Source organism: Flavobacterium sp. PL002, from assembly GCF_054165825.1.
In genome coordinates this window covers 2438901-2455365 of the sequence record NZ_CM135110.1, presented here as the reverse complement: position 1 = coordinate 2455365, position 16465 = coordinate 2438901, and the positions used below count along the sequence as shown (strand labels likewise).

General features: G+C 34.7%; 14 protein-coding genes. 9 read left to right on the top strand and 5 right to left on the bottom strand.

Annotated features, from left to right (window positions below; translation table 11 throughout):
* Positions 1–11: 11 nt before the first annotated feature.
* The 5 genes from porK to ACVEGE_RS10725 form a co-directional block, all read right to left on the bottom strand.
* Positions 12–1406: a T9SS ring complex lipoprotein PorK/GldK gene (porK, locus tag ACVEGE_RS10745; RefSeq protein ID WP_173856952.1), complete on the bottom strand. Its 1395-nt coding sequence runs from the start codon at positions 1404–1406 to the stop codon at positions 12–14.
* 232 nt (positions 1407–1638) lie between these two features.
* Positions 1639–2790, bottom strand: coding sequence for a formimidoylglutamase (locus tag ACVEGE_RS10740; RefSeq protein WP_192501209.1), 1152 nt, complete (start codon positions 2788–2790; stop codon positions 1639–1641).
* Between the two features lies 1 nt (position 2791).
* The gene (topA, locus tag ACVEGE_RS10735; RefSeq protein ID WP_192501210.1) at positions 2792–5323 is read right to left on the bottom strand and encodes a type I DNA topoisomerase; all 2532 of its coding nucleotides are present in this window, start codon (positions 5321–5323) and stop codon (positions 2792–2794) included.
* Between the two features lie 132 nt (positions 5324–5455).
* Positions 5456–5764: a peptidase associated/transthyretin-like domain-containing protein gene (locus ACVEGE_RS10730; RefSeq protein WP_192501211.1), complete on the bottom strand. Its 309-nt coding sequence runs from the start codon at positions 5762–5764 to the stop codon at positions 5456–5458.
* A gap of 87 nt (positions 5765–5851) precedes the next feature.
* Positions 5852–6625, bottom strand: coding sequence for a DeoR/GlpR family DNA-binding transcription regulator (locus tag ACVEGE_RS10725; RefSeq protein ID WP_173850228.1), 774 nt, complete (start codon positions 6623–6625; stop codon positions 5852–5854).
* 155 nt (positions 6626–6780) lie between these two features.
* On the opposite strand from ACVEGE_RS10725, the gene ACVEGE_RS10720 reads away from it, so the two are divergent.
* The 9 genes from ACVEGE_RS10720 to secG all read left to right on the top strand — a co-directional run bounded on the left by ACVEGE_RS10720 (position 6781) and on the right by secG (position 16417).
* A complete protein-coding gene (locus ACVEGE_RS10720; protein ID WP_192501212.1) occupies positions 6781–8364 on the top strand; it encodes a glycerol-3-phosphate dehydrogenase/oxidase in 1584 nt (527 codons plus the stop codon).
* Between the two features lie 26 nt (positions 8365–8390).
* Positions 8391–9887, top strand: coding sequence for a glycerol kinase GlpK (gene glpK / locus ACVEGE_RS10715; protein ID WP_173856957.1), 1497 nt, complete (start codon positions 8391–8393; stop codon positions 9885–9887).
* A 28-nt stretch (positions 9888–9915) separates the two neighbouring features.
* On the top strand, positions 9916–10644 hold the full coding sequence (locus tag ACVEGE_RS10710) for an MIP/aquaporin family protein (RefSeq protein ID WP_173850231.1): 729 nt from the start codon (positions 9916–9918) through the stop codon (positions 10642–10644).
* A 25-nt stretch (positions 10645–10669) separates the two neighbouring features.
* The gene (locus tag ACVEGE_RS10705; protein WP_173856958.1) at positions 10670–11461 is read left to right on the top strand and encodes a hypothetical protein; all 792 of its coding nucleotides are present in this window, start codon (positions 10670–10672) and stop codon (positions 11459–11461) included.
* Between the two features lie 371 nt (positions 11462–11832).
* A complete protein-coding gene (gene miaB / locus ACVEGE_RS10700; protein WP_173850233.1) occupies positions 11833–13278 on the top strand; it encodes a tRNA (N6-isopentenyl adenosine(37)-C2)-methylthiotransferase MiaB in 1446 nt (481 codons plus the stop codon).
* Between the two features lie 83 nt (positions 13279–13361).
* Complete coding sequence (locus ACVEGE_RS10695) at positions 13362–14618, top strand: sigma-54 interaction domain-containing protein (RefSeq protein WP_173850234.1); 1257 nt, start codon at positions 13362–13364, stop codon at positions 14616–14618.
* Positions 14619–14675: 57 nt separating this feature from the next.
* Complete coding sequence (locus ACVEGE_RS10690; protein ID WP_173850236.1) at positions 14676–15173, top strand: LptE family protein; 498 nt, start codon at positions 14676–14678, stop codon at positions 15171–15173.
* 33 nt (positions 15174–15206) lie between these two features.
* Entirely contained in the window at positions 15207–16082 is an 876-nt protein-coding gene (locus tag ACVEGE_RS10685) for a tetratricopeptide repeat protein (protein ID WP_192501213.1), read from the top strand.
* Positions 16083–16093: 11 nt separating this feature from the next.
* Entirely contained in the window at positions 16094–16417 is a 324-nt protein-coding gene (gene secG / locus ACVEGE_RS10680) for a preprotein translocase subunit SecG (protein ID WP_192501214.1), read from the top strand.
* Positions 16418–16465 lie beyond the last annotated feature (48 nt).

Here is a 16465-nt window from a genome sequence, read left to right as displayed (position 1 = left end):
TTGGTAATATATTATCTTGTTTTCTTTGCAGTAATCTGCTCACCCATGTAATCTTGAACTGTTCTAAATCCAATAAAGCTTCTTGCCGAGTCAGCATATTCAAAATCCCTAGTACTAACTTGTAAAAAGTAAGCTACATCTTTCCAAGAACCTCCACGAACAACTTTACGTTTGTTTGAAGCATCAAGAACATTAGGATTCATAGTAGAAACATACTCATAAGCATTAGGATCATAAGAAGAATCCGTCCACTCAGAAACATTTCCTGCCATATTATAAAGGTTATAACCATTAGGGTCGTATGATTTTGCTTCTACTGTATAAAGTGCATCATCAGCTGCATAATCACCTCTATTAGGCTTAAAATTCGCCAAGAAACAACCTTTATCACTTTTAGCGTAAGGACCTCCCCAAGGATATGTCGCAGATTCTAAACCACCTCTAGCAGAATATTCCCACTCTGCTTCTGTAGGTAATCTGAATGAATTCACTAAATCACGACCTTTCTTTTTAGACTTGATATAAGCATTTTTATTTAATGTTCTCCAAGCACAAAAAGCTTTTGCTTGCGTCCATTTTACACCAACTACTGGATAATCACCATAAGCTTTATGCCAAAAATAGTCATTATGCATAGGCTCATTATAGGAATAAGCAAAATCTTTAATCCAAACAGTTGTATCAGGATATACCTTAACCTCTTCTGTTTTTACAAAGTCTTTTCTTTTACCAACTTTAGCTTTAGCTGCAGCTTGAATGTCCATCCATGAATAACGGAATTTTAATTTATCAACATCCATAGTTCTCAAACCATTGTAAGATGACTCTGCTGGTAAATACATTGAATCCATAACTTCAGCATAATACTCATCAGGATACAATTTTGTATCTTTAATAAGTTTAACATTTCTGTTTAGCTTTCTACTCGCATAAGGATCATCAGAAGTACCGATACTATAATAGTTGTCATACATGTACTTGTCATAAGCAGTCATTTTTTCAGGATCAGAATCGTTGAAAGCAAAATCTCCAATGCTTCCACCTTTCTTTCCTTTTCCATCACCACCTTTAACTCCTGTTTCATCAGCTAAGATAGCTAATCTCACTCTCATTGTTGAGTCTTTTACCCAATCAACAAATTGACGGTACTCACTATTCGTAATTTCAGTTTCATCCATATAGAATGCCCTAACGGTTACCGTTTTTGTAGGAGCATCTTGAACATTAGCAATATCTTGATCAGATTTTCCCATGATAAAAGATCCACCAGGAACCAAAGTCATACCATATGGCTTTTCAGGATGCCATTTTCCACCGTTAGCTCCGACTAATTCACCTCTGTCTCCTGATTTACCACAGCTGTTTAATAGTGTCAAAATTGCTACAATCGCAACGAGATTCTTCATATAAATTGGGGTTATAAATTCATTATAGTTTGAGTTATTATCCTTATTTCTTATTTTAATAATAAAATACACAACAGAGATAAATCAACTCTTTTTTTTTAAAACAAATACATTATTAATATCAAATAACATACTTTTATTTTATGGTACAAACGTATATAATTATTTTTAAATATAAAACATTTATTTTAACGTTCTTTTATAATTTTATCAACGCCTTAAAACAAAGGCCCTAAACAACGTTTTTTCTTTGTGCTTTCCACCATCTTTCAGGTATTTCCTGATTACAAGCACCTAAATATTCATCATAAGAACAAGGTAATAACGTATTTCTTTTTAATTTATTATTAACATTTGAAATAAATGGTATTTCTATCCACCATCGATCCGTTTTATCACTTTTATAAAACACTAAAACTTCATCCTCTATCGGCACTATGTACTTGATATAATTATCTCTTGTCCCAAATGGATATTCATTTGAACGATAATGAAAACCTTCAATAAAATACCAAATAATTTGCGCCATCAATACAGATTCGTGAATGGTACTGTTATGATTAAATAATCCAAAAACAGACACCTTATCACTTATTCCTGCATATCTAGACAAAGCACAAATTTCTTTTCCATTAAATCCATTAGGCACAAATGTTGTGAAATTACCAGAATCTGATGATTTAACAGCATTCAAATCCAAACTTACTATATCAGCATCTCTAAAAACAGGTTCAGCTAAAGCAATATTATTTGAAATTTCACCCAAACGGTATCCATCAAAAAATAATTTTTCGATTAAATCTATCTCTTCTTGTGAATTGTAATAGGTTTGATAACCAATGTTGCAATAATTAAAAAGATTGTTTGGCTCATCAATAATCATTTTTGTTAAATAGGAAGTCGCTAATTCACCACCATCTTCTTTTCCGAAATCAAATTTACTATCAATAGCAACCAAGTTCACCATTTGCTCCAGCTCATCATAAGCCCTATACAAAGCATAAGTCAAATCCTGTGAACCGCCAATAACTATGGGTACAATTTTAAGCTTAATCAAAGCTGCAGTTACTTTGCGTAAAGCAAAATAAGTGTCAGTCGTACTATTACCCGCAAGTATATCTCCTAAATCAGCTATCGTAGCGTCCCAATTACCAGGAAACATTCCATACAATTCTTTCCTGATAGCAGATAAATCAACCGTAGTAGCCCCATGTGCGTTACCGCGATTTTCAGCAACACCAATAACTGCAATAGTAATCTTATTTAAATCAGGAAATTGGTCCTGAGTATGAAAAACAACCTTACTAGCTAATTGTTGTATAGAAAATGTTTTTAATACGGTAAGTATTTCCCCATCTATAGGTTTTAAAAAATCAAACTCCATTCTATTTCTTTTTGGCTACGGTTTTTTTAACTGGTGCTTTTTTAGCAACTGCCTTTTTAGCGGGCGCTTTTTTAGCCGCCACTTTTTTCGCTGGTGTTTTTTTAGCAATCATTTCTTGAACTTCTTCCAAAGTCAATTTTGCCGCATCCACATCTTTACCTAACTCTATTTTGATTTTTCCTTTGGTAATAACTGAACGACCCCAACGTGCTTTTTCAACTAGAATTCCTTCGTCTTCCCAATTATGAAGTACCTTATCAATATTTTTCTGTACTTTATCTTCAATTAGCGTTTCAATATCTAATTGTGATAAATTATCAAAATTGTATTTCTTATTTACATTAATAAACAAGCCATTCCATTTAATAAAAGGACCAAATCTACCCACACCTTTTTGAACTCCCTCACCTTTATAAACAGCTATAGGCGCATCAGCAAGTGCTTTTTCATCAATTAGCTGCTTGGCACGATCAAAATCTACATCTAGTGGATTTTCACCTTTTGGCAGTGATACAAATGCTGCACCATGGCGAATATACGGACCATAACGACCATTACTCACCTCAACTTCTTCTTCTTTGTATTGCCCCAGATTTTTAGGAAGCAAAAATAAATTCAAAGCTTCTTCTAAATCTATAGTTCCAATATTTTGATCAGACATCAAGCTAGCAAATTTTTTCTCTTCATCATCTGCAGCACCAATTTGAGCCATTGGACCAAACTTTCCTAAACGAACAGAAACTGGTTTTCCACTTTTAGGATCCGTTCCTAAAATCCTTTCACCGCTTTCTCTTTCAGCATTTAGCTCAACATCTTTTACTGTAGGATGAAATTTATCATAAAATTCTTTCATCATGATCGCCCAATCCACATTTCCTTCGGCAATTTCATCAAAATCTTGTTCTACTTTTGCTGTAAAGTTATAATCTAAAATATTCCCAAAATTCTTAACTAAGAAATCAGTAACAATAGTTCCAATATCCGTAGGTACTAATTTCCCTTTATCTGAACCTGTATTTTCTTTCAACAACTTCTCCCCTACTTCATTTGCTTGCAAAGTAAGCTGTGTATAATTACGTTCTTGACCATCAAGATTCCCTTTTTCAACATAATTTCTGTTGATAATAGTAGAAATAGTTGGCGCATAAGTAGACGGACGACCAATTCCTAACTCCTCTAACTTCTTCACTAATGAAGCCTCAGTATAACGAGCAGGTGGTCTTGAATATCTTTCGGTAGCGGTAATATAATTATTTAGTAGTTTCTCGTTTACTTTCATTGCAGGCAACATACCTTCTTGCTCTTCTTCGTCATCATCATGCCCCTCAAGGTACACTTTCAAAAACCCTTCAAAAAGCAATACCTCACCTGATGCAGTAAATAGTTCTTTGTGATTATTCGCTTCAATTTTAACATTAGTACGCTCTAACTGCGCATCACTCATTTGTGACGCTAGTGTTCTTTTCCAAATCAAATCATACAAGCGCGCTTGATCTCTATCAATATTTACGGTATGACGCGACATATCTGTAGGACGAATCGCCTCGTGCGCCTCTTGAGCACCTTTGCTTTTATTTGTAAATGTTCTTGGTTTAGAAAATTCTTTCCCGTAAGATTTAATAATTTCAGCCTGAGCAGCATCCATTGCGTCTTTAGAAAGATTTACACTATCCGTTCTCATATACGTTATCAATCCAGCTTCATACAAACGTTGCGCTAACTGCATGGTTATCCCTACTGGCAAATACAACTTACGAGCTGCTTCTTGCTGCAAAGTAGATGTTGTAAAAGGACCTGTAGGAGATTTCTTTGTTGGCTTCGTTTCTAAATCAGAAACCTTATAAGAAGAACCGATATTTTTATTTAAAAAATCTTCGGCTTCTTTTTTAGTAGTAAAGTTTTTTGGAAGTTTTGCCTTAAACGATTTCCCTGCTTCATTTGTGAATTCAGCAACAACCGAATAACTAGCTACAGCATTAAAATTTTGAATATCACGTTCTCTTTCCACAATTAAACGAACAGAAACCGACTGTACTCGTCCAGCAGAAAGTCCGCCTTTAATTTTTCTCCAAAGTACCGGAGACAACTCATAACCTACTAATCGGTCAAGGACACGACGCGCTTGCTGAGCATTCACTAAATTATAATCAATTTCTCTTGGATTATCAATAGCTTTTAAAATAGCTGTTTTAGTAATCTCATGAAAAACAATACGTTTTGTTTTTTTCACATCTAATTTAAGCTCCTCAAATAAATGCCAAGAAATAGCCTCACCCTCGCGATCCTCATCACTCGCTAACCAAACCATTTCGGCTTTTTTAGCTAAGCCTTTCAACTTGGTTACTAATGCTTTTTTATCAGATGAAACTTCGTATTTAGGTTTGAAGTTGTTGTCGACATCGACACCTATTTCTTTCGAAGGCAAGTCGGCTATATGGCCATAACTTGACTCTACTTGAAAATCACTACCTAGAAATTTTTCTATTGTTTTCGCTTTTGCTGGGGACTCAACTATTACTAAATTCTTTGCCATTGCTCTATTTTTCTCGGACAAAAGTAGAAGTTTTTTTTAAATATCGGGCTTTTGAATATTTTTAAAATTTTTTTAGTCCAAAAAGCAAGCTATAAAACCCAAGTACAAAACACTAATTTGAAAGAAATAATTCTATTCAGTTTTAATCAATTTCACAAGTTTACTATCGCCATTCTTTATATTTAATGTATCATTTATATAATTCACTTTAGAAATTACCACAGTCAAATCATTATCACTAAATATGAATCCAGTAAAATTATGAAATTCAAAATATCCATTTTTATCCGAATACGCCTTAAATTTAGGATTTATTGTTTTTATAATTGCTTTTTCAATTGGTGTTTTTGTTTCAGAATCGATAACCAAACCACAAATAGATTGATACCCATCACATGATACAATTAAAAGAAGCGTAACAATTAACATTATTCGTTTCATTAAATGAAAAGGATTCAGAAAAGCATTCATTGAATTTAAGAATATTAATTTAAACTTATTATTAAGCCACACCTATATTATAAGGAATTATCCTTTTCCTGCCACAACCACATCAATCCCCAACTCTTCAAGTTTCGCTTTAGTTTCGTTATCAATACCACTATCTGTAATCAAAACATCAATTTTATTCAAATTACATATTTTACCAAAACCCCTAATATTCATTTTAGTAGAATCTGCCAGTACAATGACCTTTTCAGCTACATCTATCATTGCCTTATTTAAATGGGCCTCAAGAGCATTCGAAGTACTCAATCCAAAATCCAGATGAATTCCATCAGTTCCTAAAAATAATTTATTACAAGAAAATTGTCCTAAAATTGATTCCGCAATAGGTCCAACAGCCGAAGTAGAACTGTTTCGAATATCTCCGCCTAACTGTATTGTATCAATACTTGGTTCTTTGCAGAGTTCTAACGAAACCTTTAACGAAGGGGTTAACACCGTTAATTTATGGAAGCCTTTGATAATTTGGGACAAATATTGAATATTTGAACCTGAACCTAAGATCACGTAGTCATTGTTACTTATATATTTTAAAGCCTCTTGCGCAATTTGCTTTTTCTGCTCTACCTGCAAGGTCTCTTTATCATTCACATCTCTTTCAAAAGCATAAATAGGTTGCTTGCTTGCCCCACCATGCGTACGATGTAAAAGCTTTTCGTTTTCCAAGAAGTTCAAATCCTTTCGAATGGTTACGGTTGAAACATTATGAGTTTCACATAAATCAACCACGTTAACATACCCTTTTTGATTTAATTCCTTAAGTATATCCTCTTGCCTCCTATTGATTATAGTCATAATAGCTCCTAGTTTATTTTATTTTGTAAGTATTTAAAGGTACAAAAATAAAATTTATAAATATAATTCGTTTTATTTAATTTGGTTTCGTTTTATTTCATTATGTTTGTTATTCGAAAGTATCGAAAGTTAAAAAACAACAAATATCACACACAATGAAACTATCTGAACAATTAACAAAACTAAAACAAACTCCAGAATGGGATGTAATCATCATTGGTGGAGGAGCCAGCGGACTTGGAACGGCACTTGATGCTGCCAGTAGAGGGTACAAAACTATTTTGGTTGAAGCAGTAGATTTTGCTAAAGGAACCTCTAGCAGAAGTACTAAATTAGTTCACGGTGGCGTACGTTATCTTGAACAAGGTGACGTATCACTTGTGAGAGAAGCACTTAAAGAAAGAGGATTACTAGCTCAAAATGCAGGACATCTTGTTAAAAACCAATCTTTTGTTATCCCTAATTACAACTGGTGGGGTGGCTACTTCTACACTGTTGGTTTAACAATTTACGACATGCTTGCTGGTAGATTAAGCTTAGGAAAGTCTAAATATATTTCGAAGAAAAAAACAATTGAACTACTTCCTACTGTTGAGCAAAAAGGATTAGTAAGCGGAGTTGTATATCAAGATGGTCAATTTGACGATTCTCGTTTAGCGATCAACATTGCTCAAACTGCTGTTGAACAAGGCGCTTGTCTTTTAAACTATACTAAAGTGGTTAATTTAATAAAAGACAGCAACAATAAAGTTACCGGAGTCCAAATTAAAGACCAAGAAACTGGAGAATTATACGATTTAAAAGGAAAATCTATCATAAATGCAACTGGGGTTTTCACCAATGCAATAATGAAACTAAACGATACTGTTTACAAAAAATACATTGTTCCTAGTCAAGGAATTCATCTTGTTTTTGACAAATCATTCTTACCCAGCGATCACGCATTAATGATTCCGAAGACAAGTGACGGTAGAGTATTATTTGCCGTGCCATGGCATGATAAAATTGTAGTAGGAACAACAGATACTTTAATAAAGAGCCACAGTCTTGAACCTATTGCATTAGAAAAAGAAATTGAGTTTGTATTAGAAACAGCACAACGCTTTTTAGCAAAAAAACCTACACGTGCTGATGTATTGTCGGTTTTTGCAGGACTGAGACCACTTGCCGCTCCTGAAAAAGAAGGCAAGAGCACTAAAGAAGTTTCTAGAAGTCATAAAATTATAGTTTCGGATACTGGCTTAATTACTATAACTGGCGGTAAATGGACTACTTATAGAAAAATTGCCGAAGACATTATTGACAAAGCGATCGCTGTTCGTCAATTACCAAAAAAAGAATGCAAAACAGAACATATTGCAATTCACGGAAACATAAAAACCAGCACAGCAAACCGTGAAAACCATTTATACATTTACGGAACTGATATCCCAAAAATACTCGCACTTCAAAACGAAGAGCCTGAATTAAAACAAAAACTACACCCTGATTACGACTATACCATGGCCGAAGTTGTTTGGGCAATTCGTAACGAAATGGCAAGAACAATTGATGATGTACTATCAAGAAGAGTTCGTTTATTATTCTTAGATGCTCGTGCAGCGGTAGAAGTTTCAGAAAAAGTTGCAAAAACAATTGCAAAAGAGCTTGGACATAATAATGCTTGGGCTGAAGAACAAGTAGCTGAATTTAAAAAACTAGCAAACGGATTCCTTTTAACAGAATACAGATCAAATTAATTAACCACCACAATACATTATAAACTATGAAAGACAAATTAATCTTAGCGCTTGATCAAGGGACAACTTCCTCGAGAGCCATCGTTTTTAACCATAGCGGGGAAATTGTAAACATTTCTCAAAAGCCATTTGAACAAATATTTCCAAAACCAGGATGGGTAGAACATGATCCTAACGAAATTTGGTCTTCACAAATAAGTGTTGCTGCCGAAGTAATTGCAAAAACAGGAATAAACGGAAAAGAAATTGCTGCGATTGGAATTACCAATCAAAGAGAAACTACAATTGTTTGGGATAGAGAGACTAGTGAACCTATTTACAATGCGATTGTTTGGCAAGATCGAAGAACAGCAAAATACTGTGACGAATTAAAAGCACAAGGTCATGCTGAGATGATTCAAAAGAAAACCGGGTTACTTCTAGACGCCTATTTTTCTGGAACTAAAGTTAAATGGATTCTTGACAATGTTCCTGGCGCTCGTGAAAAAGCTGAACAAGGAAAATTATGTTTCGGAACAGTAGACACTTGGTTAATTTGGAAATTGACTCGTGGCGCTATGTTCATGACTGATGTCTCTAACGCTAGTAGAACATTATTATTAAATATCCATACTTTAGAATGGGACGACGAATTATTAGCGTTATTCACTATTCCTAGAGCAATGCTACCTGAGGTAAAACAAAGTAGTGAAATATACGGAGAAACTTGTACCACTTTATTCGCAACAAAAATTCCTATAGCAGGTGTTGCAGGGGATCAACAAGCAGCACTTTTTGGTCAATTATGTACAGAGCCCGGAATGGTAAAAAACACTTACGGGACGGGTTGCTTTATGCTAATGAACACAGGTGACAAACCTGTTTATTCTAAAAACAACTTACTAACAACCGTTGCATGGAAAATTAACGGAAAAACAACTTACGCATTAGAAGGAAGTGTTTTTGTAGGAGGAGCTGCCGTACAATGGTTAAGAGATGGAGCAAAAATGATTGAGTCTGCGGAGGAGATTGAGACTTTAGCATTAAAAGTTCCTGATAATGGCGGCGTGTATTTTGTACCTGCACTTACTGGTTTAGGAGCACCACACTGGGATCAATATGCTAGAGGAGCTATTGTAGGAATCACTAGAGGAACCACAAACGCCCACATTGCCCGCGCTACACTTGAAGGAATCGCTTATCAAGTTTATGATTTAGTAAAAGCCATGGAAGGTGATTTTGGAAAAGAAGGAAAAGAATTGCGTGTTGATGGTGGTGCCGTTTCAAATAACTTACTAATGCAATTTCAATCAGATTTATTTGATTTTAAAGTAATCAGACCAAAAACATTAGAAACAACTGCATTAGGAGCTGCTTATTTGGCTGGACTAGCAATTGGGTATTGGGATAGTGTAGATGATTTACAACAACAATGGTCAATAGACCGTGAGTTTACTCCAGAGATGCCTCGCGAAGAAGTAGACAAACTTGTTCACAACTGGGACAGAGCCGTGGGACGTGCTTCAAACTGGATCGAAGATTAAATTGTAAATCATTTAAAAACACTAAAATATGACACCATTTATAGCAGAAATCATTGGTACAATGCTAATGATATTATTAGGAAACGGAGTAGTTGCAAATGTTGTTCTTAAAGACACTAAAGGACACAATTCAGGATGGATTGTTATTACAACTGCTTGGGCTTTTGCAGTATTTGTAGGAGTAGTTGTTGCAGGCCCAGTAAGTGGCGCACACTTAAATCCTATTGTAACATTAGGATTAGCCTTAGTTGGTAAATTTGCTTGGAGCCAAGTTGCGACTTACATACTTGCGCAAATGATTGGCGCCATGTTAGGAGCATTTTTAGTTTGGCTTTCACACAAAGATCATTTTGCTGTCACAGAAGATGAAGGCGGAAAACTAGCTTGTTTTAGCACTGGTCCAGCTATTAGGAATTATAGTTCCAACTTAATTAGTGAAATCATAGGAACCTTTGTTCTTATTTTTGTGATATTTTATCTTTCAGGCCCTGACTTAAGCATTGCTACTGCAGCTGATGCAAAAATAGGATTGGGATCAATAGGCGCTTTGCCTGTTGCCATATTAGTATGGGTAATTGGACTAAGCTTAGGAGGCACAACTGGATACGCAATCAACCCAGCTAGAGATTTAGGCCCTAGAATTGTTCATTCCTTACTTTTTAAAGGAAGCAGTGACTGGAGCTACTCTTGGGTCCCTATTGTGGGTCCAATAATAGGATCTAGTCTTGCAGCATTTTGTTATTTAATGCTTACTTAAATCCAATTTAAAACAAACCAAAACCATGAAAAAATTTATAATTGCCGCTGTAATCTCACTTACAGGGTTGGCTGGATACGCCCAAAAAACAAATGTTTCAGACACTATAATTGTTGCTGTGAAAGAAACAAAAGCATCACGTTTAGATTTTAATGTAGGGATTGAAACCAGTCACTTATGGAGAGGATTAGTTATTAATGATGGTATGACTGCAACTGGAAACATTCATTATGCCTTAAATGAAAGCCAAACATTAAAAGTGGGTATTTGGGGTGGCGCAGGTTTTGATGGTACCTACCGCGAGATAAACTACTATGTTCAATATCAAAAAAACAACTTATCTATAGCGATATGGGATTTATTTAATACCACTGGAATTGCATCTCCAAAGGTTTTTAATTATGATAAACTAACTACAACACACATTATTGACTTAAGGACTTCATACCGTTTTCCAGAAGCTTTCCCAATACGCATTGAAGCAGATGTATTATTGTATAGCGGCTTAAATGATCGTGAATTAAACAGTAACAATGATTTTAGAAGTAGAAATTCTACTTATGTAGAATTAAGCTACCCATTGATTAGAGACCAAAAAGTAAACTTAAACGCTTTTATAGGTGCTGCATTCCCGTTGAACGGAAGCAAACACTTATTCACAACGAAAACTCAAAGCGATTTTGACGTAGTAAACACAGGTATAAAAGCCACTAAAAATATCGAAATATTTAATTACAAACTACCTGTTTCTGCCACTGCAATGTGGAACCCTTCTAACAAAATTGCTAGAATACAGTTAGACGTAAATCTATTTTAAAGTTTTAATTTTAATTTGTTGGTTAAAGGCTCTCTTTTTTTAAAAGAGAGCCTTTTTTTTGGTAATAATCATCCTCAGTTCCTAGCCTGGATAGCAGCATAAAGCGCACAGCAAAAAAAGCTTGAGTTTCTAGAGGTATAAAAGCGACTAAAAGAAGCTCTTTATATCACTTAAGAAACCCTGCTTTTTTGCGAGCACTTGAAGCGAATAGCCAGAAATAGCTCCTAATAAAAACACCCATAATTAGTAAGCTTCAAATTACATTTTAAATTAAGCTAAATTTTGTTAAATCTTCGGCTGACAACTTGTCAGATTGTTTCAAATAATTGTACATTTGCATTCTTATTAAAACACACTTTTGAAAGTGACTTATGGAAAAGATTATTGAAGAAAGCAAACAAGGGGAATCTCTTGTTTTAGAAAATAAATCAGGGAATACTAAAAAACTTTTTATAGAAAGCTACGGCTGTGCGATGAATTTTTCGGACAGTGAGATTGTAGCTTCCATTCTATCCGAAAACGGATATAACACCACGCAAATACTAGAAGAAGCCGACTTGGTTCTAGTAAATACTTGTTCGATACGTGATAAAGCGGAGCAAACGGTGCGCAAAAGATTGGAGAAATACAATGCTGTAAAGCGTATTAATCCGAAAATGAAAGTGGGCGTTTTGGGCTGTATGGCCGAACGCTTGAAAGACAAATTCCTAGAAGAAGAAAAAATAGTTGACCTTGTGGTAGGCCCAGATGCTTACAAAGATTTGCCTAATTTATTGAGCGAAGTAGAGGAAGGTCGTGATGCTATCAATGTGATTTTATCGAAAGATGAGACTTACGGTGATATTTCGCCAGTTCGATTAATGAGCAACGGTATCACTGCTTTGGTCTCGATTACTCGTGGTTGTGATAATATGTGTACGTTTTGTGTTGTTCCTTTTACAAGAGGTCGTGAACGCAGCCGTGAACCGCAGAGTATAATGAAGGAAATTCAGGATTTGTGGGACAAAGGCTTTAAAGAAATTACGCTTTTAGGACAGAATGTGGATAGCTACTTATGGTATGGTGGTGGATTAAAAAAAGATTTTACAAGCGCAACGGAAATGCAAAAAGCAACAGCAGTAGATTTTGATCAATTGCTTGAAATGGTTGCTGTTGGTTTTCCAAAGATGCGTATTCGTTTTTCGACTTCAAATCCGCAGGACATGCACGAAAGCGTTTTACACGTTATTGCAAAACACAACAACATATGTAAACACATTCACTTGCCAGTTCAGTCTGGAAGTAACCGAATCCTGAAAGAAATGAACCGCCTTCACAGTCGTGAGGAATACATGACTTTGATTGACAAAATAAGATCGATTATCCCAAATAGCTCTATCTCACAAGATATGATTGCTGGTTTCCCAACAGAAACTGAGCAAGATCATCAAGATACGTTGAGCTTAATGGAATATGTGAAATATAATTTTGGATACATGTACTCCTACTCGGAACGCCCTGGAACATTGGCAGGAAGAAAAATGGAAGATGATGTTACCGATGAAATAAAAGCAAGACGTTTGCAAGAAATTGTAGACTTGCAGCAAAAACATGCATGGGCACGATCTGAGGAATTTATTGGACAAACGGTAGAGGTTTTGGTCGAAAAAGTTTCTAAAAAATCAACCGAAGAATTCTCAGGAAGGAATTCACAAAGCATTACAGTGGTTTTTCCAAAAGAGAATTATAAAATCGGGGATTTTGTAAATGTAAAAATAACCTCTTGTACCAGCGGAACTTTGAAAGGAGAAGCAGTGGGATTGAGTGAAATGAATTAAAAAAAAGTGTGAAGTTTAAAGTTTAAAGTTTACCTCATTTGGTCGACTTTAAACAAAAACAACTTTAAACAATATTATAGAACATGGATACAGTTCAAAATATAAAACAACGATTTGAGATTATTGGGAATGACCCAAAGCTTAATCGTGCCATTGAAAAAGCAATACAAGTTGCTCCTACTGACATCTCCGTTTTAGTGGTTGGAGAAAGTGGCGTAGGAAAAGAAAGCATTCCGAAAATCATCCATTCTCTTTCACATCGAAAACACGGGAAGTACATCGCAGTAAACTGTGGTGCTATACCGGAAGGAACTATTGATAGTGAACTTTTTGGTCACGAAAAAGGGGCTTTTACAGGTGCCACAAGCACACGCGAAGGATACTTTGAAGTAGCTGATGGGGGTACAATTTTCTTGGATGAAGTAGGTGAATTACCACTAACCACTCAAGTAAGATTATTACGTGTTCTTGAAAACGGCGAATTTATAAAAGTAGGATCATCACAAGTTCAAAAAACAGATGTCCGTATTGTTGCGGCAACAAATGTGAATCTATTTGATGCTATTGAAAAAGGAAAATTTAGAGAAGATTTATACTATCGTTTGAGTACTGTTGATATTCTATTGCCGCCCTTAAGAGAAAGAAAAGATGATATTCATTTATTATTTAGAAAGTTTGCTGCAGATTTTGCTCATAAATACAAAATGCCACCATTAAAACTGGATGATAGTGCAGTACAGGTCTTGCAGAAATTTCGCTGGAGCGGAAACATTCGTCAATTGCGAAATGTTGCCGAACAGTTATCTGTATTAGAAACTTCTAGAGATATTACAGCTACAACCTTACTATCCTATTTACCTACAGAAGGAAGTAATTTACCGTCAGTAATTAAGGATAAAAAAGCTGAAACCGACTTTAGTACCGAAAGAGACATACTATACAAGGTTCTTTTTGATATGAAAAGCGACTTGAATGACCTGAAAAAACTGACTTTAGAATTGATGAAAAACGGGAGTACAAAAGCCCAAGACATTAATCCAAATTTGATTCAGAAAATATATGGTTCTAAAGAGAACGACAACGAAATTGATTTTGAAGAAGAACCAAGAACAGCTCTACTTTCACCTTCAAACAAAGAAGAGGAGTACCATGAAAATGATGAGAACTACCTTTTTGCTGAAACAGTTGAGGAAGAGGAAGTCTTGCGTTTAGAACAAAAAGAAATTGAAATGATTAAAAAATCATTAGAAAAAAACAAAGGAAAACGCAAAGCTGCGGCCGATGAATTAGGAATCTCTGAGCGTACTTTATACCGAAAAATAAAGCAATTTGACCTTTAAACAATCAAATTCTAAATTGTCTATTTATTTTTAAATATCTTTGAATTTTAAAACACAATGAAAAAAATATATTTATTACTTACAATTGCTTTTACTTTTAGTAGTTGTGGCGTCTATAACTTTACAGGAACTGGTAAAATTGATGCTGATACTTTTCAGGTAAACTTTTTCCAGAATAACGCACAGTTAATCGAACCCGGTATTGATAGAACTTTTACATTAGCACTTCAAGATCTTATACAAAATCAAACAAACTTAAACCTAGTTAAAAATAGTGGAGATTTAACTTACGAAGGAGAAATTGTTGATTATAGAATAAGCCCTATGACGGCAACTGCAAATCAACAAGCATCTCAAAACCGCCTGAATATAAGAGTAAATGTTCGTTTTACCAATCGTAAGAAAGAGACTGATGATTTTGAAAAAAGTTTTGAGTTTTATTATGATTATCCTGCAACAACGCAGCTTACAGGAGCAATTTTAACTACTGCCCTAGATGAGATTTTTACTCGAATCACACAAGATATTTTCAACGAGTCGCTAGCTAAGTGGTAAACAAATAAAGATAAATTAAAGTAGTACATTAATATGAACGTAACCGATTATACTTACTTGATCAATAAACCAGATCTCCTCACAGAGCAAGACGCGCTTGAATTAGGATCGGTTCTAGACGAGTTTCCCTATTTTCAAAGCGCACGGGCTTTGCGATTAAAGGGGCTTTATAATCAAAATAGTTTTAAATATAATTTTGCTTTAAAAGTTACAGCTGCCCATACCACAGATAGAGCTGTTTTATTTGATTTTATTACTGGTGATAATTTTACAACAATTCAAAAAGAATTATTCGATAAGAATGCACTAGCAATTTTAGAGATTCCAGTATTTGATAGTATTTTAATTGCTCCAGAAAAAAAGTCTGTTCCAGAGACGCAAAGTGCAGAACAATCTATTTTGTCTTCCATAAAAGAAGCTACTGTTGTAGAAGAAAAAGAAAATGCAGTCAAAACTGAAGATAAAACTGCGGAAGAAGCAGCCGAAGATTTAGAAATAGGTCAACCACTAGACTTTAAACCTAACGAGACACATTCTTTTCAAGAATGGCTAAAATTATCACGAGTCCAACCTATAATTAGGGAAGATAAAGCGGAAATAATACAACCAACAGCCGCAGAAGACAAAGAGAAAAAGAAAAAAGCAAAACTAATTGATCAATTTATAAAGACAAGTCCCAAAATTTCTCCAGTCAAGAATGGTGCTACTCCAGTTATACAAATCGACATTAATAAAGAGGAGAACTCATACTTAATGACCGAAACTTTAGCCAAGGTATATTTAGAACAAAAAAAATATCAGAAAGCGATTCAAGCATATGATATATTAATTTTGAAATATCCAGAAAAAAGTAGTTTCTTTGCAGACCGTATATCAGATATTAAATTAATACAACAAAATAACAATTAATAATAAATAGTATGTTTTCAATTTTTTTAGTTTTAATTACAATAGTATGTTTTCTATTAATCGTAGTAATTATGGTTCAAAACCCTAAAGGTGGTGGATTATCATCTTCATTAGGTGGTTCAACTCAAATGGGAGGTGTGCAAAAAACTTCTGACTTTTTAGATAAAAGTACTTGGACATTAGCAACCGTATTAATAGCACTTATTTTACTATCAAGCTTGAGTTTTACAGGAACATTAAGTGACACTGATTCTAAAATTATTGACAATACACAAACTGCGGCGCCAGTTGCACCGGTACAAAATACCACTGCTCCTGCAACACCAGCAAAATAATTTTATTACATACATATACTTAATGCCAGCTTGTCAAAGCTGGCATTT

Bases quoted from the DNA above. Each gene is read 5' to 3' on its own strand.
- ACVEGE_RS10740 (WP_192501209.1), bottom strand. From the start codon at position 2,790: ATGGAGTTTGATTTTTTAAAACCTATAGATGGGGAAATACTTACCGTA.
- ACVEGE_RS10685 (WP_192501213.1), top strand. From the start codon at position 15,207: ATGAACGTAACCGATTATACTTACTTGATCAATAAACCAGATCTCCTC.
- porK (WP_173856952.1), bottom strand. From the start codon at position 1,406: ATGAAGAATCTCGTTGCGATTGTAGCAATTTTGACACTATTAAACAGC.
- ACVEGE_RS10710 (WP_173850231.1), top strand. From the start codon at position 9,916: ATGACACCATTTATAGCAGAAATCATTGGTACAATGCTAATGATATTA.
- ACVEGE_RS10705 (WP_173856958.1), top strand. From the start codon at position 10,670: ATGAAAAAATTTATAATTGCCGCTGTAATCTCACTTACAGGGTTGGCT.
- ACVEGE_RS10730 (WP_192501211.1), bottom strand. From the start codon at position 5,764: ATGAAACGAATAATGTTAATTGTTACGCTTCTTTTAATTGTATCATGT.
- ACVEGE_RS10725 (WP_173850228.1), bottom strand. From the start codon at position 6,625: ATGACTATAATCAATAGGAGGCAAGAGGATATACTTAAGGAATTAAAT.
- miaB (WP_173850233.1), top strand. From the start codon at position 11,833: ATGGAAAAGATTATTGAAGAAAGCAAACAAGGGGAATCTCTTGTTTTA.
- ACVEGE_RS10690 (WP_173850236.1), top strand. From the start codon at position 14,676: ATGAAAAAAATATATTTATTACTTACAATTGCTTTTACTTTTAGTAGT.
- secG (WP_192501214.1), top strand. From the start codon at position 16,094: ATGTTTTCAATTTTTTTAGTTTTAATTACAATAGTATGTTTTCTATTA.
- ACVEGE_RS10695 (WP_173850234.1), top strand. From the start codon at position 13,362: ATGGATACAGTTCAAAATATAAAACAACGATTTGAGATTATTGGGAAT.
- topA (WP_192501210.1), bottom strand. From the start codon at position 5,323: ATGGCAAAGAATTTAGTAATAGTTGAGTCCCCAGCAAAAGCGAAAACA.
- glpK (WP_173856957.1), top strand. From the start codon at position 8,391: ATGAAAGACAAATTAATCTTAGCGCTTGATCAAGGGACAACTTCCTCG.
- ACVEGE_RS10720 (WP_192501212.1), top strand. From the start codon at position 6,781: ATGAAACTATCTGAACAATTAACAAAACTAAAACAAACTCCAGAATGG.